Below are 22348 nucleotides of genomic sequence, written 5' to 3'. Positions count from 1 at the left end.
TGCAGTTTGTTAGTGGAGTTTGGGCGTCTTCATATAAAGCATGCGGTCGGATGAGGTGACGTTGATGTTGGATATTTCATCGTCCCGCAACAGGGTTAGCGGAACCTCTACGCCGGCGCTGCCGAGCGACCAGGTCTTGCGCAGCATGCCGGCCAAGTCGCTGACGGATTCGCCGGCAACGGCGAGGATCACGTCGCCGACCTGAATGTCGGCACTTTCGGCTGGGCCGCCTTCCGCCACGCCAGCGATAAACATGTGGCCGTTTGATTCAGCCGCATAGGCACCGAGCCACGGATGCTGTGGATGCTGGCTTTTACCGAACTTCAGCAAGTCATCGAGGATCGGGTCGAGCAGATCGATGGGGACGATCATGTTGCCCTCGGTCTGGGAATCGTTGTCCTCGACCTGCTGGACGAACAGGGAGCCGATGCCGAGCAAATTTCCATCGCGATCGAGAAGCGCGGCGCCGCCCCAATTTGGATGTGCCGGGGTGGTGAAGATGGCCTCGTCGAGGAGGTATTCCCAATAGCCGGCGAATTCACGTTTGGCCGCGATCCAAGCGCTGAGCGCGTGGCGCAATCCGCCATGCCCGGCAACAATGACCGGATCGCCGGCTTCCGCGGCCTGAGCGTTGCCAAGCGGGATGGGGGGCGAGGATATCTTTGCCAAGGCCTGGACCAGACCGAAGCCGGTATGGTGGTCGTAGGCCACGACGTGGGCCGGGATCGCAGCGCCGTCGTTGGATAGGAGCCATACGGTTTCCGCTTCGGCGATCAGATAGCCGATCGTCAGTACCAAGCCGTCGGCGCGGATCAAGACACCATTGCCGGCGCGCTCGGTGCCGAGAACCTGTGCTGTGAAAGCATCCTCCGGTATTTCGGAGCGCAGCGCGAAAACAGAAGACAGCGCGGCTTTCAGGTCGAACGCGCAGTCTTCCTGTTTCGGCTGATTGGCGGGCGGGATCTGCCACTCCTGATATTCACCTGCCATAGGGCTAGCCAGCCGCTCTCGACGCGGAAGGTGATTTTAATGTTATTGTTTTATTTTTAATGGTTTGTGGGGATGTATTAACAACTGGATTGAGCGGCGTCGCGACCCTCGATGCGGCTTCACGTTCGCCCGGCACCGGGCCATAGAGGGTGGTGCGCTGACGCGGCGTGCGGGCGATGCTTTTGATCAGTTGCTCCATCTGATCAGGCGCCAATTCTTGGCCCCAGGCGGCGCCGGCGGAACGGGTGATGGTTTCGTTCATAAGTGTACCGCCCATATCGTTGGCGCCGGCCTGCAGACATGCGCGGCTGCCATCGGGGCCCATTTTAACCCATGATGTCTGAATATTCTGGATATGCGGATGGAGCGCGAGACGCGCCACGGCATGCATCAAGATGGCTTCGCGGTAAGTCGGGCCTTTGCGCGCGCGACCCTTGAGGTAAATCGGCGCTTCCATATGGACGAAGGGGAGTGGCACGAATTCGGTAAAGCCACCCGTGCGCGCCTGCAACTGGCGCAAGCGCAGCAAATGCCGCGCCCAATGCTGCGGCGCCTCAACATGGCCGTACATGATCGTGCTGGTCGTCCTGAGCCCAACTCCATGTGCAGTTTCCATGACTTCCAGCCACTGGGCGGTATTGATTTTGTCGGGGCAGATGATGGCGCGAATTTCGTCGTCGAGCACTTCGGCCGCCGTACCGGGCAGGCTGCCAAGACCGGCGGCCTTGAGGTCGCCGAGAAACTGATCGAGCGGCACGCCCAGCGTCTCCGCGCCTTGCCACACCTCAAGTGGGGAAAAGGCATGGATATGCATATCCGGCGCCGCGTCTTTCACGGTGCGGCAAATATCCAGATAGGTTTGGCCGGTGTAATCCGGGTGGATGCCGCCTTGCATACAAACTTCGGTAGCGCCGCGCTGCCAGGCTTCGCTAACGCGCCGGGCAATCTCGCTTTGATCGAGATCATAGGGCCGGCCGCGCAAATTCTCACTCATCTTGCCTTTCGAAAAGGCGCAGAACTGGCAGCGGAAATAGCAGATATTGGTGTAGTTGATATTGCGGTTGACGACGTAGCGGATCACGTCGCCGCTGACTTCGGCACGCAATTTATCCGCCGTCTCGCAGACCGCATCGAAACCAGCGCCGCGCGCCTCGAACAGAGTGATGATTTCCGCTTCGCTCAGGTCTTTTCCGTTTGCCGCCTTGGCAAGGGTGTGGCGCAGCTCCGATGTTGGCGCGGGCGGGGCGTGCTTCTCGCTGACCGGCAGGTCTTGCGTCGTGCCTGGGGACCAATCTTCGGTGCGGGCTAGGCCAACGCTGTCACTCGCTTGCAGGATGGCGGTGTGCATGGCCGGTGCGAGCCAGCGACTGGCGTTTCGCGAATAGGTCGGGTAGAGCGCCAGGCGCTCACACAGGCGCTTGCCGCTATCGGCGGTCTGTTTGGCCAGTGCATCAAGATGCGGCCAGGGCGCTTCAGGATTGACGAAATCCGGCGTCACCGGTGAAACTCCGCCCCAATCATTGATCCCGGCGCCGATCAGCGGCGCAAGGCCACCGGGGCTGAGATTGGGCGGCGCCTGGATGTTCATCTCGGCGCCGAAGATCAGGCGCGCCGCGGCAATGGTCCAGCGCAGCTCATCAAGATCTGGCTCAGGCGCCGCCGCCATGCGTGTTCCCGGCTTGGCGCGGAAGTTCTGTATGATGATTTCCTGAATATGGCCGTAGCGCGCGTGGAGTTCGTTTATCGCCAACAGGGATTCAACTCGCTCCAAGCGCGTCTCGCCGATACCGATCAGAATGCCAGTGGTAAACGGCACCGCCGCTTCACCGGCGAGGCGCAAAGTTTCGAGGCGCACAGCAGGATGCTTGTCCGGTGAGCCGTGATGCGCCATGCCTTTTTGGCAGAGGCGCTCGGACAGGCTCTCCAGCATGATACCTTGCGACACCGATACCGCGCGCAGCGCCGCTACATCCTCCGCCGTCAGAATCCCCGGGTTGAGATGCGGCAGCAGGCCGGTTTCGTCATGCACCAGTTTAGCGACGGCGGCCAGATAAGAGAGCGTGGTCTCATGGCCCAACTCCTCTAATTCGCGGCGTGCCACGGAATAGCGCAGCTCCGGCTTGTCGCCGAGCGTGAATAGGGCTTCCTTACATCCAGCTTCAGCGCCAGCGCGAGCGACCGCCACGACTTCATTTGGCGTGAGATAGGCGCGCTCACCTTTTTTGGGCGGATGGGCGAAGGTGCAGTAATGGCAGACGTCGCGGCACAGCTGCGTCAGTGGGATAAAAACCTTGCGCGAATAGGTGATGAGATCGCCATGTGCGCTGTCGCGCAGCTGAGCGGCCTGACCCTCGAGTTCGTCGCGCGGCAAGGCGCTAATTCTGCGCAACCATTCTTCGCCAGACGCTCTGGCGGGAGTTATTTTTGCTATGCCGTTCATGCCGTCGCCGCTGCCTTCATGCCAGATTCACCCTGAATTTCTTGGAGGCGTGCAGCAATTCCGCTGCCACCCAGATAGATATAGGTCTCGGTGCTCAGCGTGTCCGCCGGCCGTGCGAGTAGTTCCGCCAGATCATCCGGCGTGTCGATATCGAGCCCGAGCCCGGGCAAGGCGCATATCACCGGCTCAATGCCGGCCCGCCGTGCCGTATAGAGATGCGGGAAAAAACTGTTGTCGCCGAAGCGTAGCGCCACGCAATCAGGCGGCGAGCAGACCACGCAGTTCGAGCCCTGCTGGTCGCGCGCCGGAACGATCGTCATAGCTGGCGCAGGTGAATGCGCGGCAATCACTTGTTCGAATTCCGCTGCAGTCGCCAGCGGCACATCGCCGGGGACCTGCATGATATCCGTTACGCCGCGCGCCATCAGTTGGGAGATACCATGCGCTACGGCCTCGGTTTGGCCGCTATTCTGGTCTTCGCTGATGGTCTCGGCGCCAAAACGGCGCGCCAGCACATCGGCCGCTGGGTCGCGCGTGATCAGTGCGATGCCGTCGAGCGATGGCGTATCCGCGAGGGCGGCGAGGACATCGCTCAGCATCGCGCGGAACAGCTCACGCCGTTCATCAGCGCTCAACACGGGTGACAGACGCGCTTTGGCGCCGGCCAAATCTTTAACGGGAACGACCGCCCACATCAGCGCTAAACCAAGCCCACGCACAAGGAAAATTGTCTTTTAATTCTCAAACCTTATCAGCCCAGCCGGAGGGTTCAGGCGATCAAGTGACGCTATGAAAAAGGCGGCGTTCTGTCAAACGAGCCGTGCGCTTGGCGCTGTTTTTCTCATCTCTGCTTTTCTCCGCCACCTGAGGAAAAAGTTAGATTCATTAACACGCAAATTTCATGCGGTTGTTGCTTGGCGCCGCGGACCCATCGGTCTCATTCGCCCAGGGTTTTCTCCAATGCGTCGATAAGGAAATCCACATGCTCGATTTTCATGCATAACGGTGGGCGGATTTTCAATACGTTTCCATAGCGGCCAGCCGAGCCGATTAAAACGCCTTGATCGCGCATGCCATTGCAAATGCGGGTCGCGGTATCCGAATCAAGGCGCGTCGGGTCGTCAGGATTACGCAGTTCGACGCCGATGAAGAGACCGGCACCGCGCACCTCGGCGATGATCGGAAAACGCGAGGCGAGCGCAGCCAGGCGATCTCGCAATGCGGCACCGATCAGGCGCGCGTTCTCCTGCATACCCTCTTCCGCGATCACATCGAGCACGGCGAGACCCGCAGCGGCTGCCACCGGATTGCCGCCGAACGTGTTGAAATAGCCGACATCGTCGCAGAACGCGGTCAATTGCTTGGGCCGTACGGCCAGCCCCGCCATCGGATAGCCATTGCCCATCGGTTTGCCAAGAGTGACGATATCGGGCGTGACGCCGTGACGTCCAAAGCCCCACATATGATCGCCGGTGCGGGCGAAGCCGGGCTGTACTTCATCGGCGATGAATAGGCCGCCGGCCGCGCGCGCGGTCTTGACGGCTTTCTTGATAAAGCCCGGCGGGTCGGCATAGACTCCGTCGCTCGAGAAGATCGAATCGCAGATCAACCCAGCGAATGGAATGCGCGCGCGCTCAAGAGAGGCGATGGCAGCGCCCACAGCAGCCGCGAAGCCGCCCGCGATATCTTCACCATGGGCCGCGCGCGATGGCGGCGCGACGAGCCGCACATGGCGCGGCGTGCCCGCGCGTGTGAAGACCGCGGGCGAAATCTCGGTCACTGCGGTTGTGTTGCCGTGATAGGCCGTCTCGGTCACGACGAAGCCGCGCCCGCCGGTCGCGCTCCTCGCGATCCTCATCGCGAGGTCATTGGCTTCGCTACCGGTGCAGGTCAAGACCAAATTAGACAGCGCCTTCGGCAGCGTTGCCTTAAGGCGTTCGGCATATTGCTCGATCACATCCTGCAAATAACGTGTGCTGACGCTAATTTTCGTGGCCTGTGCGGCGATCGCCTCCACCACCCGTGGATGGCTGTGCCCAATCGAGGGCACATTGTTGTAGGCATCAAGATAGCGCCGGCCATCAGCCGCGATCATCCATATCCCTTCGGCACGCACGATATGAAGTGGCGTGCGATAAAACAGGACCGAAGAGGCCCCAAAATTTCTTTTCCGGCGAGCGAGAAGGGTGCGCGTTTCGGCGTAGACCTCGGTGCTGCGCGCGTCGATAAAAGCATTTTGCGAGAGAATTTTGTGGGGCTTCGTTTTCATGTCGTGCCTTGTTGTCTTGGGTTTAACCGAAGCGCAGCAGATAGCGCTCAGCCAATTCGCAACTTACGTCGCAAAAGCCTGGGCCTTGATGGCGCGCGAGCAGCGTGTCGGCGTGCGAGCCGAACCAGGCGAACAAAGTCAGCCGCCGCATCATGATTAAGGTCCAGAGTTCCGTCTCCTCAATTTTCGACAAGGTCCGAACCCGACGATAGCCCTCGACAGGCGTCCATCAGTTCGGGCACTTCTGGGTGGTGCTCGAAAAAAGTGACCGCGGTTGCCGCATCGTAGAGGAACCAGCCGAGCCCACAATCGTCGAAATCGATCACTCGCACGTCGCCATCATGGATGAGAAGATTGGCCAATCGGAAATCTGCGTGGATCAGGCCATATCGATCGGGCGCTTTGCCCAGGCGGGCGAGCCGGCGCTCAATCGTATCGACCGCGCGCGTCAAAAGCCTGTGCGACTCTGGTGTGACGCCGGGGCCTTCTGCCCAGGGGCCCCAATTGGGCGTTGCGCCATGGGAATGCTCGAAATCCCAGCTCAGCCGCTCAAAGAAGGATGGCCGAGCCCAGTGCTCGCTATGGATATGGGTGCGGGCCGCGACTTCACCGAGCTGTTTGAAAGGTTCGCGCAAATCCTCGTCTTGAGCTGGCTCTTTGCCTTCGATAAAATCGAACAGGACACAGTGGCGCGAACCTCGAAGCACCGGTTCGGCAACTGTCTGGATGTCCTCGCCATCGAGCCCGGGGATAGCCTGCGGGGTCTTGACCCCGGCCTCTGCCTGTAGTGCCCGCATCCACGCGAGTTCGGTCTTAATGCCGTTGATCGTGTGGTAGCCTTCTCGGTGCACCCTGAGGACCACCGGCGTGCCGGCGTCCTCAGGCGCTACCAAATAGGTTGAGTTCTCTGAGCGGTTGAGCAGGCGGAGCGCCGCGCCTTCAAGGCCCCAACGCAGCAAGGCGACACGGGCGAGGCTGTCGATCTGATCATCATGGCTCGGCGTGATAATCCCGCTCCTGCACTTCCTGGTAAGCTGTCATAGGCCACCCAAGCATGACCCGATTTAGCAAACTCGCAACCGCTCGCCGCACGCGACGTTGCGCGGGTGCAGAAATCTGAATGTTCGCCATATCTGGCCTATTATATCAGCGTCGGCAAAACGGATGTCGATATTGGCCGCCATTGAACGTCTATTTAATGTAGAGCAACTCGAAACCAAAGGAGATAGACAGTGGCGCAATTCATGATGCTGTTACACACCGAGCCCCCGACTGAGGGTGCGTATACCCCAGAGGAGATTCAGGCGGTGGTGCAAAAATATCAGCAATGGAGCGAGAAGATGGGCGCAGCGGGCAAGCTCGCCGGCGGCAACAAGCTGGCCAATAACGCCGGCAAAGTGCTGCGCGGAGCGGACAATGTATCGGTCGTCGACGGCCCGTTTGCCGAGACCAAGGAGGTTATCGGCGGATACTTCATTTTGGAGGCTGCAGATTACGCCGAGGCTGCCGAACTCTCGAAATCCTGCCCGCATCTTGCGTTCGGCGGGGCGATCGAACTACGGCAAATCGAAAGCATGTAGCGCCTATGGCGGAGACCGAAGCGCGCGACGTCTGTGGCCTTGTCGATCATCTGTTCCGGCACAGCGCCGGACGGATCGTTTCGTCGCTGACGCGCGTCTTCGGGGCCGCTGACCTCGAACTCGTTGAGGATGCTGTTCAGGAGGCGCTGGAAAAGGCGTTAAAGCACTGGCCGTTCCGCGGCATCCCGGAAAATCCAGGCGGCTGGCTGTTTGCCGTTGCCCGCAACGCCGCCCTCGACCGGGTGCGGCGCAGAACGCGCCATGCCGACGCGTCGGATCAGGTGGTGGCGCTGATGGAAGTGAAACTCGCGCACATGATCGAACCGGTTTTGTCGCGCGAAATCGCCGATGATCAATTGCGCATGATGTTCACCTGCTGCCACCCCGATATTCCGACCGACGCCCGTGTCGCGCTAACGCTGAAGACGATCGGCGGGTTCGGTGTCCGCGAAATCGCCCACGCATTTTTGGCTGAAGAGCAAACCATCGCGCAGCGCCTTGTCCGCGCAAAGCGGCGCATCCGCGAACAACGGATCCCCTTTGCGATCGCCGAGCCCGAGATGCTTGCGGAGCGGCTCAGTTCGGTCCTCGACGTGCTCTATTTGATGTTCAACGAGGGCTACAATGCAGGAGACGGCGACCTCGTTGTGCGGCGTGACGTCTGTGCCGAGGCCCTGCGCCTGGTTGAGATAATCGTGGCGCATCCCGAAACCGGAAGGCCTGAGACCCACGCTCTTGCGGCGTTATTTTGCTTTCAAGCGGCGCGCTTCCCGGCTCGTCAAGGACCCTCCGGCGATCTTCTCCTGTTATCGGAGCAGGACCGCAGCAGCTGGGACGGTGCACTGATTGAGCGTGGCGCTCGGCACATGGAATGCGCGGCGGCCGGCGACATCCTAACTAGTTTTCATCTTGAAGCAGGCGTCGCCGCCTGCCATGCCGTGGCGCCGTCATTTGAAGAGACCGATTGGCGCGCCATCCTCAGATTCTACGATCAGCTGGTCCAACTGGCCGATTCGCCGATCTTTACCCTCAACCGCAGCGTTGCGGTGGCCATGATCGAGGGTCCCGCGGCCGGGCTCGCCGTCCTCGACGGCATCGTCAACCATCCGGCGCTCGCGCGCTACTACCTGCTACCGGCGACGCGCGGCGAGTTCTATCGGCGCCTAGACGAGCCGGGAGAGGCCGGCCGCTGTTTCGAAGATGCGCTCCGGAACACAAAATCCGCGCCGGTTCGACGGCATCTGGAGCAACGCATTGCTGCGCTTGCGGCCATGGATGAAAGCTGAAATTTGATTTTCGGCGCTTCGATCGCCCACTTCTGGTGAGCCCATCCCACTCATGAAACCTAGCACCCCCATTGACTACTGAGCCCGAATCGATGGGCCTCCGTTATTGGTCAACGGCAGAATTAATCGGGTGATATTGCGAAAAGAGATTGATTGGCACTAGTTGAATAGTCCAGTTTGGACATGGGCGCACCGACCGCTATTGGCAATTTGAAATGCAGGGATAGGCTAGGCGGCGACGCAATAAGAATACGCCAACACGGGGGAGCACATGAAAATTACGGTTATCGGCGGCACAGGTCCGCAGGGGAGTGGATTGGCGCAGCGCTTTGCGTTGGCCGGCGTGGATGTGATTGTCGGCTCACGGGATGGAGCGCGTGCTCAATCTATTGCGGCGGAACTTATGGCCCCGCTGGAAGGCGCACCGGGCTCGATTACCGGCATGGACAATTTCTCGGCCGTTCAGGCGGCGGACGAAATTGTTATTCTGGCGGTGCCTTATGGCGGGCATGACGCGACCCTGGAAGGCATCCAGAGCGGGCTCGCGGGCAAGATACTCGTTGATATCGTTGTGCCATTGGCGGAAGGGAATCCGAAGAAGGCAGCGATGCCGCCGGCGGGCTCGGCCACTGAAGCAGCGCAGGCTATGCTGGGGAAGGATATTCCCGTGGTTGGGGCGCTGCATAACGTATCGGCCCATGTGCTCGCCGATCTGAAGCAGGAAATAAACTGCGATATTCTGGTTTGCGGCAACGATCTCGAAGCTAAGAATAAGGTGATGGCTCTGATCGAGCGGCTCGGCGTGACATGCTATAATTGTGGACTGGCAGAAAGCGCGCGCTGCATCGAAGCGCTGACGCCCATTTTGATTAGATTAAACATGTCGAAATCGACGCCGTTCAGACATGGCGGTGTTAAGATTTGGGCGGAATAAGGAGACGATAGAATGGAATTCGCGTTCACCTTTCGAGGCGATCTAGACAAGAAACGTGTCGTTGCCATTTGCCGCCAGGGAGAAGCCGCCGGTTTTGATTATTCATGGTTCTTCGACACTCATATTTTGTGGCGCGATCTTTATCCGCAAATGGCCGTGGCGATGGACCACACCTCCAAACTGCGCTTTGGGCCGTGCGTGACCAACCCGCAGGTGCGTGAATGGTCAGTTGCGGCCAGTCTGTTCGGCGCGCTTGCGGTGCAAAGTGATGGCCGCTTCGACCTTGGCGTCGGACGCGGTGATAGCTCGGTGCGAGTGGTCGGCAAACGCCCGGCGACGGTGGCTCGGATGGAACAATTTTGCGATACCATGAAAGGGCTGGTGCGCGGCGATAGCGTCACCTATGACGACCGGCCGGAGCCCGTTTCGTTCGATTGGACGGGCGGCTATGAAATGCCGGTCTGGGTGGCCGGTTATGGCCCCAAGGCGCTCGCCTCAGCCGGGCGCATCGGCGACGGACTGATCGTGCAATTAGCCGAACCGTCTTTGTGTCAATGGATGGGCGATGCGGCCAAAGCCGCTGGCACAGATGCTGGGCGCGATATGAGCAAGTATCGCGTTATGGCGTGTGCGCCAGTTTGGGTCGGCGACAAAAAGAAAGGCATGGCGCAGACCAAATGGTTCCCTGCGCTGGTCGGCAATCATATCGCCGATATCCTGAAATGGTACGGCTCGGACACCAAGGAGGTGCCGGAAGCATTGACTGCCTATGTCCAGAAAAGAGAGGGATCAGGGGCCGACGAAGGATATGATTATAAACAGCATACCCAGATGGACGATGAGAACAGCTACTATGTCACCGACGATACCACCGAGGCCTTTTGCCTAGTCGGCCCGGCGGAAGCCCATGTGGAGAAATTGCGCCGCCTCGAAGCCGCGGGCGTGACGCAGTTCAATATATATTTATGCAGCGGTGAGGAAGAACGCCAAATCGCGGAATATGGCGAACATATTATCCCGCATTTTCGCTAATCACAGCTGTCTGCAGGAGTAAATTGATGGAATTCGGAATCGCTTTCAAAGGCGACTTAGAACACAAACGCATGCTTGCCATTTCACGCCAGGTCGAGGCTGGCGGGTTCGATTATATCTGGTTCTTCGATTCCCACATTATCTGGTCCGATGCCTACACTCAGATCGCCGCCAGCATGCAGCATACGGATCGTGTGCGATATGGCCCGTTGGTGACCAATCCGAAAGTACGCGATTGGTCGGTGGCGGCGAGCGTATTTGCCACGCTGAATCGAATGAGCGACGGGCGCATGGATATGGCGATCGGGCGCGGCGATAGCTCGATGCGGGTAATGGGTAAAAAGCCGGCAACGCTCGCTACTCTGATCGAAAGTGTCGAGGCCATCCGTACCATGACGCGCGGCGAGACCTACACCTATGACGGCAGCCCAAATCCAGTATTTATGGATTGGACCGAGGGTTATAATTTGCCGGTGTGGATCGCGGCCTATGGCCCGAAGGCGCTCAAAGTGGCGGGCGAACATGGTGACGGCTTGATCATTCAGCTTGCCGATCCGGGCCTTTGCCAATGGTTCACCGAGCAGGCCAAAGCAGGCGGCGAAGCCGCCGGGCGCGACATGTCGAAATTCCGCGTACTTGCCTGTGCGCCTGTGTGGATCGGTGACGTCGAGAAAGGAGTGCAGCAGACGAGCTGGTTCCCCGCCGTTGTCGGCAATCACGTCGCCGATATCGTCGAGAAATACGGCAAGGATACCGACCTGGTGCCCGACAGCCTGACCAAATTCATCGAGACACGCCAGGGCACGGGTGCGGATGAAGGCTATGATTACCGCAAACATGCGGTGAAGGATTCCGACAATCTCTATTATGTGAACAATGCGGTCACCGAATCCTTTTGCATCGTCGGGCCGCCGGAAGCCCATGTGGAAAAACTAAAAAAACTCGAAGCTGCCGGGGTGACACAGTTCACCATCTACCTGACTCAAGGGGACGAAGAGCGTCTGGTGGCGGAATATGTCGATAAAGTTATTCCGCACTTTAGGTGACAGCCCACGTGAATGCCCATGAGATTAAGAACGCAGCTCAATAGAAAAGGATAGGGTTCATGGAATTCGGCATCGCATTCAAAGGTGAAATGGAGTCGAAACGGACGATCGCCATCGCGCGGCAGATAGAAGCCGCGGGATTCGATTATTGTTGGTTTTTCGATTCTCACATATTGTGGGCCGATCCCTATCCTACGATCGCGCTTTGTATGGAACATACCGAGCGTTTGCGCTTTGGCCCGTTGGTGACCAATCCAAAAGTGCGCGATTGGTCGGTCGCCGCTAGCCTGTTCGCCACACTGTCAAATATTAGCGGCGGGCGGTTCGATATCGCAGTGGGGCGCGGCGATAGTTCCATGCGGGTCATGGGCAAGAAACCAGGGACAATTGCCTATACCGCGGAATTCTGCGAAGCCGTCCGGGCAATGGTATCCGGCAACTCTTATCAGTATGACGAATGTCCTGCGCCGGTATTCATGGATTGGGTCGAAGGCCATGAGCTTCCGGTATGGGTCGCAGCGTATGGGCCAAAAGCTTTGAAAATGGCGGGCGAGGTCGGCGACGGACTGGTTGTCCAACTGGCGGACCCGGGTCTGTGCAGCTGGTTTTCCGAGCAGGCGATTTCAGCCGGCAAGGCGGCAGGGCGCGATATGAAAGATTACCGCATCTTATCATGCGCGCCGGTATGGATCGGCGACCGTGACATGGGTGTCCAACAGACTAAATGGTTTCCGGCGCTGGTCGGCAATCATGTCGCCGATATTGTCGAAAAATACGGTAGCGAATCTGATTTGGTGCCGCAGAGTTTGACCGATTATATCGACCGCAGGCGCGCCGGCGGGGCCGGCGGTGACGCTTATAATTACCGCCAGCATGCCGATAAGGATTCAGACAATACCTATTATATTACACCCGAGATCGCCGAATCATTCAGTATCATCGGGCCGGTTGAAAAGCATGTTGAAAAAATCAAACAGCTTGAGGCCGCCGGCGTTACGCAGTTTACAATCTATCTGACCAACGGGTCGGAAGAGCAGATCGTTGCCGACTATGGCGAGCATGTGATTCCGCACTTCAGCTAGATTTGGTGAGCGCGATCGCGAAGGCGAAAACTTCCTTCGCGAGATTGTTCTTGTCGTCCAGTGTTGCCATGACCGAAGGTGTGATCAGGGTGCTGAGACCCAGGTCGCGCACGCTCTTTTCGAGTGTCGCGTCGGCCGGGTCAAGGACGAAGCCGTCGATCAGCTCGCCGTAATGGCGAGCGACGGACTCGGCACTAACCGCGACGCCTAATTCCTGCATCATTTTGGCTGTTGGCCCTTTCAGCGCTGCGCCGCCGATGATTGGCGACACCGCAACGATCGGCGCCGTGCAGTCTCTTAGCGCTTGTTTTAGCTCCGGCAGAGCGAGGATCGGATCGATGCTGATGAAGGGGTTGGAGGGGCAAATGATAACCGCGCGGAGCGTGGGCGCCGACAGCGCCGCGAGGATTTCAGGGTTGGCCCGCGCGCTGACGGCGCCGTCATAGCGAAATCCACTAACGACCGGCGTGCATTTTTCGCGGACAAAATAATGTTGCAGGGCGAGAGGGCCGGCTGCGGTGTTCACCAGGGTACGCACCGGGTCGTTGCTGGCCGGTAAGATGCGTGCCGCGATTCCAAGGCGCGTGCAGATGTCGGCGGTGATGCTGCTCAGACTGTCTCCGGCGCGCAGACGATGGCTGCGCGCTACATGCATGGCGAGATCGCCATCGCCCAAGTGAAACCAGGTCTCACCGCCGAGGCCCGCCAAAGCGTGCATGAAGGTTGGCGTATCTTCGGCGCGGCCCCAGCCGGTTTTGGGATTGGCGAGGCCTGACAGGGTGTAGGTCAGGGTATCGATATCCGGGCATATGGTCAGGCCGAGATGCTCGAAATCGTCCCCCACATTGGCGGCGATAGCGAGTTCCGCCGCTGGCAGGTGGTGGGATAGGCCGAGTGCGAGTTTGGCGCCGCCGACGCCGCCGGAGAGCGCCAAGCAGGTGATGGGTCGTGAAGGGTCTACCGCGGCGTTCACCTGAAGAGGTCTTCCGCCTCATCGCGGACGAGAGTGGATGCGTTGCCTTGCTCGTTGGAACGTTCCAGGCCGCGCACGAGGACGACAGGCAGGCCTTCATCTCCCTGGCCCTGAAGGATCGACGCAGCGGCAGCCAGTTCGTCGCCCATCCCGACAATGGAAACCATGAGCGGCCGGCCGTAGAGATCTTCCTGCCCACGCAAATCCTGCACCGATTCTAAGCCCGATGTCCCGATCGCGATTCCCACTGTGCCGACGCGCCAGGCACGCCCGACACTGTCATTAATGACGATCGCCACACTCTTGCCAAAGCGGGCGAGGATCTCGGCGCGCAATTTGGTGCAAGTGCCGTCCGGGTCGAGCGGCAGCAGGAGAACGCATTGGCCATCATTGTTGGGCGCGACGTTGGAACTATCAATACCCGCGTTGGCAAGTACGAAACCAAGCCTGTGAGCGACGATCAGCACGCCTGGACGGTGGCGCAAGATTTCGCTCGATTCAGAGAGGATCAGTTCAACGAGGCGTGGATCCTTGTCAGTCTTTTGCCCGAGTTTGATTGCCTCTGCGGAAGGTTCTACTTCGTCCAGAACGGCATAGCGTCCCTCAGCCTTGGAGACGATTTTCTGTGCGATGACGAGCACGTCGCCGTCGCGCAATTCTTCGCCGGCCCGGTCCACGCTGCTGCCGATCAAGCCACAGAGATCGTCGCCCGGTTCAACGAGTGGGATGTCAGGTAGGGCGATAAGCGACAGGCGATTTGGCATCAACGTGAATTCCGGTTGGACTGACTAGGGTTGCGGCACAGAGTTACTGCGGTGGCGTGAGATTTCCCCAGCTCGTAACTTTCCGCATTTGAATAGCGATCACCGGCAGCGCTGCCAACTGCATATTCCTCAGTTGTGGATATTTGCCGCACAGACGCTCCTGGGCCGTGCCATGTTCGCTTCCGTCGGTCAGGATAACGGCTTGCCCGCGCACCATCAGCCACCCCAGTTTGGACCAATCCACATCGTCGTAATGGTCTACCGTGAGCGCCACGGATGGGTTTTCGGCGATATTGCGCAGGCGTTTGAGGTCGGCGCCCAGTTTCGGCTTTTGGTCGATCGTGATGTAGACCCGCGTCTCCATGCGGACGAAACAAACCGGCACAAGATGCGGTGTGCCATTCTTGTCGGCGGTGGCCAGGCGAGCGACGCGATGCGTATCCAGAAAGGCCGCTTCTTCTGGCTTCAACATGCGAGTGCCAATGGAGGCGTCGTCCACGAGAGTACTATGTTCAGGCGGCGGATGCCGCATCTTTGAAACGCCGCAACGCGTCGAGATGCTGATCGAGCGAGGAAAAGCCGGCGTTCATGGTGTTTGCGGATATATGGGTGGCGCCGTTCTCCTTCCATGCCTTGGCATCGGCCGCCCATTTATCGGGCGTCGTTCCGGCAACAACGTTGAAACTTTCAATACCGACATCAGCTGGGTCACGCCCAGCTTCTTCGATATAGCCGCGAAACTTATCGAGCTCTGCCTTACCGGCATCGTCCAGTTGGAAAATTGGGAACCAGCCGTCGCCGATCCGGGCAATGCGGCGCATGACGGCTTCTGCATGACCACCTAGCCAGATCGGGATGGGCTGCTGCGGCGGCAGCGGGTTCAGACCGGCATCGGTGATCTTGTGCCACTTGCCCTCAAACGTGACGAGTTCGCTGCACCATAGGGCGCGCATAACTTCGATTTGTTCTTCCGAGCGCTTGCCACGATCGGCAAAATTCATGCCGAGCGCTTCATACTCGACATGGTTCCAGCCGATGCCGACGCCGAGGCGCAGGCGGCCCTCGCTCAAGATATCGATGGCGGCGGCTTGTTTGGCGACCAACGCGGTTTGCCTTTGCGGTAGGATGATGATGCCGCTCGCAAGCTCTATCTTTTGCGTGATGCCGGCGAGAAATCCGTAGAGGACGAATAGTTCGTGAAAACTATCGGTGTGCTTGTACGGGCCCTTGAGGTCGTGCGTCGCGGCGTTACCGCCCAGTACATGATCGAAGGTCAGGATGTGATCGAAGCCCATTTCCTCCACAGCCTGCGCATACGCTTTGACCGCGCCCGGATCGGCGCCGATTTCAGTTTGCGGTAAGACGGCTCCAATACGCATTCATATCCTCCGGAGTTGAGTTTAAATTTCGCGTTGATGGGCGCGAGGCTTATCACATATAAAGCCCGGCAGCCACGCAAGGAATCTGTTGAATTGCGCCGCTGTGTATTTACAAGGCGGTCGTCGATAGGCAGGCTAGGTCGCTGAGCTGGCTTCGAATTTGGAGCGGGCTAACGAAATCTTTAGAAATGAGGTTGGAAATGGCAGATAGCGAAGCGTGGCGCGGCAAAGTCGGCGGCATGAGCGAAGCGGAAGCGAGCGAGTTCCTGTCAGGGAATACGGTTTGCCGGCTCGGATGTCTGGATGGAGATGGGTGGCCCTATGTCGTTCCGATTTGGTACGAGTATAGCGATTCAGGGTTTTATATTATCCCGCGCGAACGGTCGCTATGGGCAAAATATATCCAGAACGATCCGCGTGTTTCGCTGTGCATCGATGAGGCCGAGGGTCTCCGCAAAGTGATGGCGAAAGGCACGGCAGAAATTCTTGAGAAGCCCAATATCGGCGGGAAATGGGTCGAAATCGCGACCCGTATGTCGGTGCGCTATCTCGGCGTCAACGGCCCGAGCTACCTGGCGCCAACACTGCCGGAGCCGCGCTGGCTAATCTTTGTGCGCCCCGACAAGTTGACGACATGGCAGGGCGTCGATTGGGCAAAGAAATACAAGACCACGAATTGGGATTAGCGCTCTATTGCAGTAGCGGAAGAATATGGCGGAGAAGAACGAATTCACACTGATGCGGCGCGGAATGGACGCGCTCGGCATGGCTGTGTTCTGGGCGCGGCCGGAAGATGGCGAAATCGTCTATGGCAATCAGGCGGCTCTGACGCTGCTTAACTGTTCCGAGCAGGATTTGCTTAGCCGCCGCATGCCGGACATCGATGTGATTTTTGGCCCCGGCGGATGGCGTGAATTTGTTGCAGAATTGCGAGAATCGCACGCTCATGAACGCCAAGCCGTTCTTCTCGATGCGCGGCAACGTCCGCTGCTGGTTAATCTCGACAATTCAATCGTCGCCCTCGATGAAGCGGAATTGGTGTTTTATTTTGCCCGTCCGGTCAGCGATAGCCTGGAAACTGCAAGAAGCCTCGAAGCCCAGTTGGCGCTGATTACCGACTCCCTACCGATTCTGGTGGCGCGGGTGGACCGCGACCTTCGCTATACCTATGTAAACAAGGAATACGAGCGACTTTTTGGGCGCTCGCGGACTGAGTTGGTCGGGCACAAAGTCGATGAAATTCTCGGCGCTGGCGACACAGCCGCAACGCAGCCATTCATCAACCGCGCCTTTCTTGGCGAGACGGTGACCTTTGAGCGCTCGCTTTATGTGACCGCATTGGGCAAGCGTGTCCTGCGCAGCACTCTCACTCCGGATACAACAGACGATGGTCAGGTCGTCGGCTATTTTGTACTCGGCCATGACATTACGGCGGAAACCGAAATCCGCGATGCGCGCAAACTAAGTGAGGCGCGCGCGGTCAACGCCAAAAGCCAAATGCTCAACGCCATTGAAAGCATCGCGGCGGGCTTCGCTCTGTTCGATTCCGATGATACGCTCATCGTCTGCAACTCACAGTTCACTACGGCTTTTCCAGAAAACGAAAAGATGATTCGGCCGGGCGTCAAATTCGAAGATATGGTCCGGCGTTATGCCAGCACGATCGACAAATTTCGCTCTGATCGGCCGGCGTGCGAGGCGTTTGTGCAGTCCCGCCTGGATCATTTTCGCCGTTCATCCGGCAGTTTCGAATATTCGACACCAAGCGGTAGTTGGTACCGCGTTACGGATAGCCGCACACAGGACGGCGGCGGCGTGATCGTCCAGGCTGATATCACGGAAAGCAAGATACGCGAGTTGCAACTTTTGGCAGCCAAGGACGAGGCGGATTCGGTTAATCGCATGAAAACCGAATTCCTTGCCAATATGAGCCATGAGTTGCGCACACCGCTGAACGCCATCATCGGCTTCTCCGACATAATCGAAGGCGAAATGTTCGGCCCCGTGACGGTGCCCAAATATCTCGAGTATATTTCCGACATCAAGCACAGCGGTGTGCATTTGCTCGAAGTTATCAACGACATCCTCGACATCTCAAAGGTCGAATCCGGCACGATTATTTTGGATCGCGATAATGTGGATCTGGATGAAGTAGTGGAAACAAGCCTGCGCCTGGTGATGCCCAGGGCCGAACAGAAAAACCTTCATTTGTCCGCCGAAATTGGAGCCGACAGCCCAGTCATGCTCGGAGATCGTCGGCGCATCGTCCAGCTTTTGCTCAATCTATTGTCCAATGCGATCAAATTCACGCCCGAGGGCGGGCGCATCAAAACCCGCGTCGTGCGTACCGGCAGAGGTGGTGTGGATGTATCGGTTAGCGATACGGGGATCGGCATCCAGGCCCAGTATGTCGACAAGATCGCCGATCCATTTTTTCAGGTAGACGGCACACTGGCCCGGCGTCACGAGGGAACCGGGCTTGGCCTTACGCTGTGCAAGATGTTCGTGGAACTGCACGGCGGCAGCCTGATCGTCGCTAGCGAATTTGGCAAAGGGACCGTCGTTACCGCGCGTTTCCCGGCGAGCATTGTGCCGGAGGAACGGGCTGGGGTATTGCTCTCGGCGGCCGACGGCTAGCTGGATATTTTTGACTTTGTCGCGTTCGGTTTTCGCGGCCTCGATTTATTGAGGCGCTCAAAGCCTTTCTCCAGATCGGTGATCAAATCGTCGAGATGTTCCAACCCAGCATGAACGCGCAGACACGGATATTCCGGATCCCAATCGCGTGTCTCACGGATTTTGTGCGGATAGGTCGGGATTACCAGGCTTTCATAACCTCCCCATGAATATCCCATGCCGAAAAGATCGAGGCCGTCGAGCATGGCCGCTACGGCTCTTTCGGAAACCGGATTCAACACGACACCGAATAGGCCTGACGCGCCGCTGAAATCGCGGCGCCATATCTTGTAGCCCGGATCGCTCGGCAAGGCGGGATGCAGAACCCGGGCGACTTCAGGGCGGGCAGCCAACCATTTAGCCAAACGCAACCCAGTTTCGCCTTGACGGGCGAGACGCACCGCAAGTGTCCGCATGCCGCGCAATGCCAGATAGCAGTCGTCGGGTCCGGCGCAGGCGCCGAGATCCTCGAACGCCGCTTTAACTGGCTCAAAATTTTTCTCGGTAACCGTCACCATGCCGAGCATGGCATCCGAATGGCCGACGATATACTTCGTCCCCGCCTGTACCGAAACGTCTACGCCGAGCGCGAACGGGTTGCACAACAGCGGTGAGGCCCATGTGTTGTCCATGATCACCCGCGCGCCGGCGGCATGGGCCACCTTGGCAATAGCCGGTATGTCCTGCATTTCAAAGGTGATAGAGCCGGGTGCTTCGGTAAAAACAACCCGCGTATTCGGCTGCATCAGCTCTTCAATACCGGCGCCGATAAGCGGGTCATACAACGTATGGGTCACGCCGAAGCGGAGCAACAGCCCTTTGACCAACTCGCGGCTTGGGCCATAGGCCGTATCCACCATCAACACATGGTCACCGCCCTTTAGAAAGGCGAGAAGCGCGGCCAGGATCGCCGCTTTGCCCGAACTGAACGCAAAACTACGCCAGCCACCCTCTACCTTGGCGACAGTGTCCTGTAGCGCAAACGTGGTCGGCGTGCCATGGCGGCCATAAAAGACTTGGCCGTATTCGCGTTTTCCGGCCTTCTTGAGAGCAGCGACGGTGGGATATAGGATGGTCGAGGCGTGATATACTGGGACGTTCACGACGCCGCTATGGGCGGCTGCGTCACGCCCTAAAACGGAAAGTAGCGTTTCCACTTCTAAGTTTTTTGTTGTTGCCTTCGCCATGCTTACCATTTCTCCACTCAGGTTCCATCGGTAAATGGTTCTTAACAGAGGCACGAGGGCTCCGCCAGAGTGGGGCGGGCAGGGTGGCCGCCTGGTTTTGGCATGTGACTAGTAATTTTAAAAATTCGGGGTTTAAGACAAGCTTGTGAGTTGGTTAGAGAGAGCGGCGCGACGGCCTTTTGGCGGTGTTTCGCGGCGAATCGGCTTGGCTTTCTTGACCTGTGCGTTGGCCATTCCCTTGGCCCCGACGGTTACACAGGCGGCAGATCGTGGCAGCGAGGAAACATATCGCGGCGTTTACCTGAGAATCGCACCTGCCAATCCAAACGCCAAATCGGATATTGTGTTGGTCAGCTCTGCTCAGGCTTTAAATACGATCCGCAGCGCTCTCGATCTGATTTACGAAAAATCACCGTTCAACGCGAAAACCTTGGATGTGCTGAAATCGCGCGGCGATGTCGTGATTATTTACGATCCTGCGTTTCCAAAATGGTCGCGGAGCGACATCACCTTGGCGGCCTTTTTACCCAATTTTTTTGAACCGGCGCATGGCGCCCCCGGAGATAAAGTGTTTGTCGCTATGTTGGGGCGCTACATCATCAAACATTCGCCGCCCGAAATTGCTGCTGAAGGGATCGTTCATGAATTGGTCGGCCACGGCGTGCAGCATATGCACGGACGGCTTAACAACGGCAACGGCTTGAATATCGAGTGCGAGGCCTCACTCTACGAGTTTCAGGCCTTTCAGGACCTCGGAGTCGATAAATTTACCGACTATATGGTGCAATTTCGGCGTGAGCTTGAGGAGCATCATTGCGATGATTTCAAACGCTTTATGCGCAAGCACAGACCCAAGCTGATGTCCCTTTGGGATGCGCGAGACGTTGATGTCATCAAAATTCTCTCGGTTTTTGACGGCTATGTGGCGCAATTGCCCAATTGACGCTGCTCGCTTAATCTGGCGCTGAAACTTAGCGACGGATTTGGGCATGACCGAGCAGGCGCATTCGCCTTACGAGCCATTAAAATTGGCGTTCGTGCTGTTGCCCAAATATTCGATGATCGCCTTTTCGTCATTGATCGAACCGATACGCCTCGCCAATCGTGAATCGGATGAAACCCTTTTTGAGTGGCTATGTTACTCGCTGGACGGCGCGCCGGTAGCGGCGAGCAATCAAGTGGTAACCCAGGTCGACGGGGCGGTGCGCGATCTTGGCGACGCGGCGTTGACGCTGGTGTGCTCCGGCCTGGACGTGGAGCACATAGAGCCAGGGCGGGTGCTCGGAAAGCGCCTAAGGTATCTGGTCGCGCATGGCCGTATGGTCGGCGCTGCCTGTACCGGTGCGCATATTCTAGCGCGGTACGGCCTATTGGATGGTTTCCGCTGCACCATACATTGGGAGAATATACCTTCCTTTCAGGAAGAGTTTCCCGATGTTGAGGTCACATCCGACATATACGAAATCGACCGCAACCGCTGGACCTGCGCTGGCGGAACCGCAGCGCTGGATATGATGCTACGCTTCATCGCCGATCAGGGCGGCATCGGACTCGCGCGGCGCGTGGCGGAGGTATCGCTGCATCAAGAAATCAGAGGTGGTGAAAACGCGCAACGTCAGGATTTGCGCTATCGCCTCGGCACCGCCAACGCCAAGGTTATCGAGGCAGTTCAGGTGATGGAAAATCACCTCGAGGATCCGTTAAGTTGCCGGCAGTTGGCAGAGACGGTTCACCTTTCCACTCGGCAACTGGAAAGATTGTTCCGCCGTCATTTTGATCAAGCGCCGGGGCAATATTACCTGCGGATACGTCTCGACAAGGGTCGCAATTTGTTGCGCCGCACCGGCCGTTCTATCTTGGATATCGCGGTGGCGAGCGGCTTCACTTCGACGTCACATTTTACCAGATGTTACCGCAAATGTTTCGGCCATACGCCCAGTGAAGAACGCACCAACCAAGCCGAATTGTTCTTGCCGGGCCACGGCTAATGGCAGCATAGCGGGAGGGCCCCCGGGCGCAGTGTCGCTCCATCGCCCAAAATGGTCGCATTAGGCATATTCCTGAACTTCTTCGATGCGATACTAAGCCGCGCAATATCCGTTTCCGTTAGCTTTAGGCTTGACCGGCGATGACCGATTCCGATGACATTGATTTGAATGCGCTTGGTGACGACGAACTTGTCGCGCAGATGCATGATGACCTTTATGACGGCCTCAAAGAGGAAATCGAGGATGGCGTGAACATTTTATTGTCGCGCGGCTGGGAGCCCTATCGAGTACTGACTGAGGCTTTGGTGGAAGGCATGCGCATTGTCGGCATTGATTTTCGCGACGGTATTCTATTTGTGCCCGAAGTTCTTTTGTCCGCCGGGGCCATGAAAGGCGGCATGACGATTCTGCGGCCTTTACTGGCTGAGACAGGCGCACCGTCTGTCGGCAAGATGGTGATCGGCACGGTTAAGGGCGACATTCACGATATCGGTAAGAATTTGGTGTCGATGATGATGGAAGGTGCGGGGTTCGAGGTGATCGATCTCGGGATCAACAATCCCGTGGAGAATTACCTCGCTGCTCTTGAAGAGCATAAGCCAGACATTCTCGGTATGTCGGCATTGTTGACGACCACCATGCCTTACATGAAGACCGTCATCGACACGCTGCAAGAAAAGGGCCTGCGCGATGATTATTTCGTGTTTGTCGGCGGCGCGCCG

The 22348-nt window shown here is 58.1% G+C and carries 22 protein-coding genes; 11 read left to right on the top strand and 11 right to left on the bottom strand.

Features of this window, described 5'->3' with window-relative positions; all coding sequences use genetic code 11:
• Positions 1–9: 9 nt before the first annotated feature.
• The 6 genes from O3A94_14760 to O3A94_14735 all read right to left on the bottom strand — a co-directional run bounded on the left by O3A94_14760 (position 10) and on the right by O3A94_14735 (position 6658).
• Positions 10–990, bottom strand: coding sequence for a S1C family serine protease (locus O3A94_14760; GenBank protein ID MDA1357513.1), 981 nt, complete (start codon positions 988–990; stop codon positions 10–12).
• A gap of 4 nt (positions 991–994) precedes the next feature.
• On the bottom strand, positions 995–3430 hold the full coding sequence (cofH, locus tag O3A94_14755; protein MDA1357512.1) for a 5-amino-6-(D-ribitylamino)uracil--L-tyrosine 4-hydroxyphenyl transferase CofH: 2436 nt from the start codon (positions 3428–3430) through the stop codon (positions 995–997).
• The gene (gene cofC, locus O3A94_14750; protein ID MDA1357511.1) at positions 3427–4125 is read right to left on the bottom strand and encodes a 2-phospho-L-lactate guanylyltransferase; all 699 of its coding nucleotides are present in this window, start codon (positions 4123–4125) and stop codon (positions 3427–3429) included. Before cofC ends, cofH begins: the two co-directional genes overlap by 4 nt.
• 242 nt (positions 4126–4367) lie before the next feature.
• Positions 4368–5699, bottom strand: a complete 1332-nt coding sequence (locus tag O3A94_14745; GenBank protein MDA1357510.1) for an aspartate aminotransferase family protein — start codon at positions 5697–5699, stop codon at positions 4368–4370.
• Between the two features lie 22 nt (positions 5700–5721).
• The gene (locus O3A94_14740) at positions 5722–5853 is read right to left on the bottom strand and encodes a hypothetical protein (GenBank protein ID MDA1357509.1); all 132 of its coding nucleotides are present in this window, start codon (positions 5851–5853) and stop codon (positions 5722–5724) included.
• A 25-nt stretch (positions 5854–5878) separates the two neighbouring features.
• Positions 5879–6658 (bottom strand): phosphotransferase, encoded by a 780-nt coding sequence (locus O3A94_14735; protein MDA1357508.1) that lies wholly within the window; start codon positions 6656–6658, stop codon positions 5879–5881.
• A 273-nt stretch (positions 6659–6931) separates the two neighbouring features.
• On the opposite strand from O3A94_14735, the gene O3A94_14730 reads away from it, so the two are divergent.
• From O3A94_14730 to O3A94_14705, 6 genes are all read left to right on the top strand, one after another.
• A complete protein-coding gene (locus O3A94_14730; GenBank protein ID MDA1357507.1) occupies positions 6932–7279 on the top strand; it encodes a YciI family protein in 348 nt (115 codons plus the stop codon).
• Between the two features lie 5 nt (positions 7280–7284).
• Positions 7285–8565: a sigma-70 family RNA polymerase sigma factor gene (locus tag O3A94_14725; protein ID MDA1357506.1), complete on the top strand. Its 1281-nt coding sequence runs from the start codon at positions 7285–7287 to the stop codon at positions 8563–8565.
• A 271-nt stretch (positions 8566–8836) separates the two neighbouring features.
• Positions 8837–9499 (top strand): NADPH-dependent F420 reductase, encoded by a 663-nt coding sequence (gene npdG, locus O3A94_14720; protein ID MDA1357505.1) that lies wholly within the window; start codon positions 8837–8839, stop codon positions 9497–9499.
• 12 nt (positions 9500–9511) lie between these two features.
• Positions 9512–10531: a TIGR03842 family LLM class F420-dependent oxidoreductase gene (locus O3A94_14715; GenBank protein MDA1357504.1), complete on the top strand. Its 1020-nt coding sequence runs from the start codon at positions 9512–9514 to the stop codon at positions 10529–10531.
• Between the two features lie 26 nt (positions 10532–10557).
• Positions 10558–11577, top strand: coding sequence for a TIGR03842 family LLM class F420-dependent oxidoreductase (locus tag O3A94_14710; GenBank protein MDA1357503.1), 1020 nt, complete (start codon positions 10558–10560; stop codon positions 11575–11577).
• Between the two features lie 59 nt (positions 11578–11636).
• Positions 11637–12659: a TIGR03842 family LLM class F420-dependent oxidoreductase gene (locus O3A94_14705; GenBank protein MDA1357502.1), complete on the top strand. Its 1023-nt coding sequence runs from the start codon at positions 11637–11639 to the stop codon at positions 12657–12659.
• Here the strand turns inward: O3A94_14705 and cofD are convergent.
• Genes cofD through O3A94_14685 form a run of 4 tightly spaced genes read right to left on the bottom strand, consistent with a single transcriptional unit; the run spans position 12652 to position 15775 of the window.
• A complete protein-coding gene (gene cofD / locus O3A94_14700; GenBank protein ID MDA1357501.1) occupies positions 12652–13632 on the bottom strand; it encodes a 2-phospho-L-lactate transferase in 981 nt (326 codons plus the stop codon). The genes O3A94_14705 and cofD overlap by 8 nt on opposite strands.
• Entirely contained in the window at positions 13629–14396 is a 768-nt protein-coding gene (gene cofE, locus O3A94_14695) for a coenzyme F420-0:L-glutamate ligase (GenBank protein ID MDA1357500.1), read from the bottom strand. Before cofE ends, cofD begins: the two co-directional genes overlap by 4 nt.
• A 43-nt stretch (positions 14397–14439) precedes the next feature.
• On the bottom strand, positions 14440–14868 hold the full coding sequence (locus tag O3A94_14690; protein MDA1357499.1) for a TIGR03668 family PPOX class F420-dependent oxidoreductase: 429 nt from the start codon (positions 14866–14868) through the stop codon (positions 14440–14442).
• 40 nt (positions 14869–14908) lie between these two features.
• Complete coding sequence (locus O3A94_14685; GenBank protein MDA1357498.1) at positions 14909–15775, bottom strand: LLM class F420-dependent oxidoreductase; 867 nt, start codon at positions 15773–15775, stop codon at positions 14909–14911.
• Between the two features lie 200 nt (positions 15776–15975).
• On the opposite strand from O3A94_14685, the gene O3A94_14680 reads away from it, so the two are divergent.
• Positions 15976–16461 carry a pyridoxamine 5'-phosphate oxidase family protein gene (locus O3A94_14680; protein ID MDA1357497.1) on the top strand — a complete coding sequence of 162 codons (486 nt, stop codon included), beginning with the start codon at positions 15976–15978 and terminating at the stop codon, positions 16459–16461.
• 25 nt (positions 16462–16486) lie between these two features.
• Positions 16487–18412 (top strand): ATP-binding protein, encoded by a 1926-nt coding sequence (locus tag O3A94_14675; GenBank protein MDA1357496.1) that lies wholly within the window; start codon positions 16487–16489, stop codon positions 18410–18412.
• Here O3A94_14675 and metC read toward each other — a convergent pair.
• On the bottom strand, positions 18409–19638 hold the full coding sequence (gene metC / locus O3A94_14670; GenBank protein MDA1357495.1) for a cystathionine beta-lyase: 1230 nt from the start codon (positions 19636–19638) through the stop codon (positions 18409–18411). The genes O3A94_14675 and metC overlap by 4 nt on opposite strands.
• A gap of 205 nt (positions 19639–19843) precedes the next feature.
• Here metC and O3A94_14665 point away from each other — a divergent pair, with 205 nt between their 5' ends.
• From O3A94_14665 to O3A94_14655, 3 genes are all read left to right on the top strand, one after another.
• Positions 19844–20581 (top strand): hypothetical protein, encoded by a 738-nt coding sequence (locus O3A94_14665; protein ID MDA1357494.1) that lies wholly within the window; start codon positions 19844–19846, stop codon positions 20579–20581.
• A 46-nt stretch (positions 20582–20627) separates the two neighbouring features.
• Positions 20628–21626: a GlxA family transcriptional regulator gene (locus O3A94_14660; protein ID MDA1357493.1), complete on the top strand. Its 999-nt coding sequence runs from the start codon at positions 20628–20630 to the stop codon at positions 21624–21626.
• Positions 21627–21766: 140 nt separating this feature from the next.
• Positions 21767–22348: B12-binding domain-containing protein (locus O3A94_14655; GenBank protein MDA1357492.1), on the top strand; the 582-nt coding region annotated here is incomplete at its 3' end.

The sequence above is a fragment of the Pseudomonadota bacterium genome (genome assembly GCA_027624955.1).
In the GTDB taxonomy this organism is placed as follows: Bacteria; Pseudomonadota; Alphaproteobacteria; order UBA828; family UBA828; genus PTKB01.
This window is presented reverse-complemented; position numbering and strand designations above follow the sequence as displayed.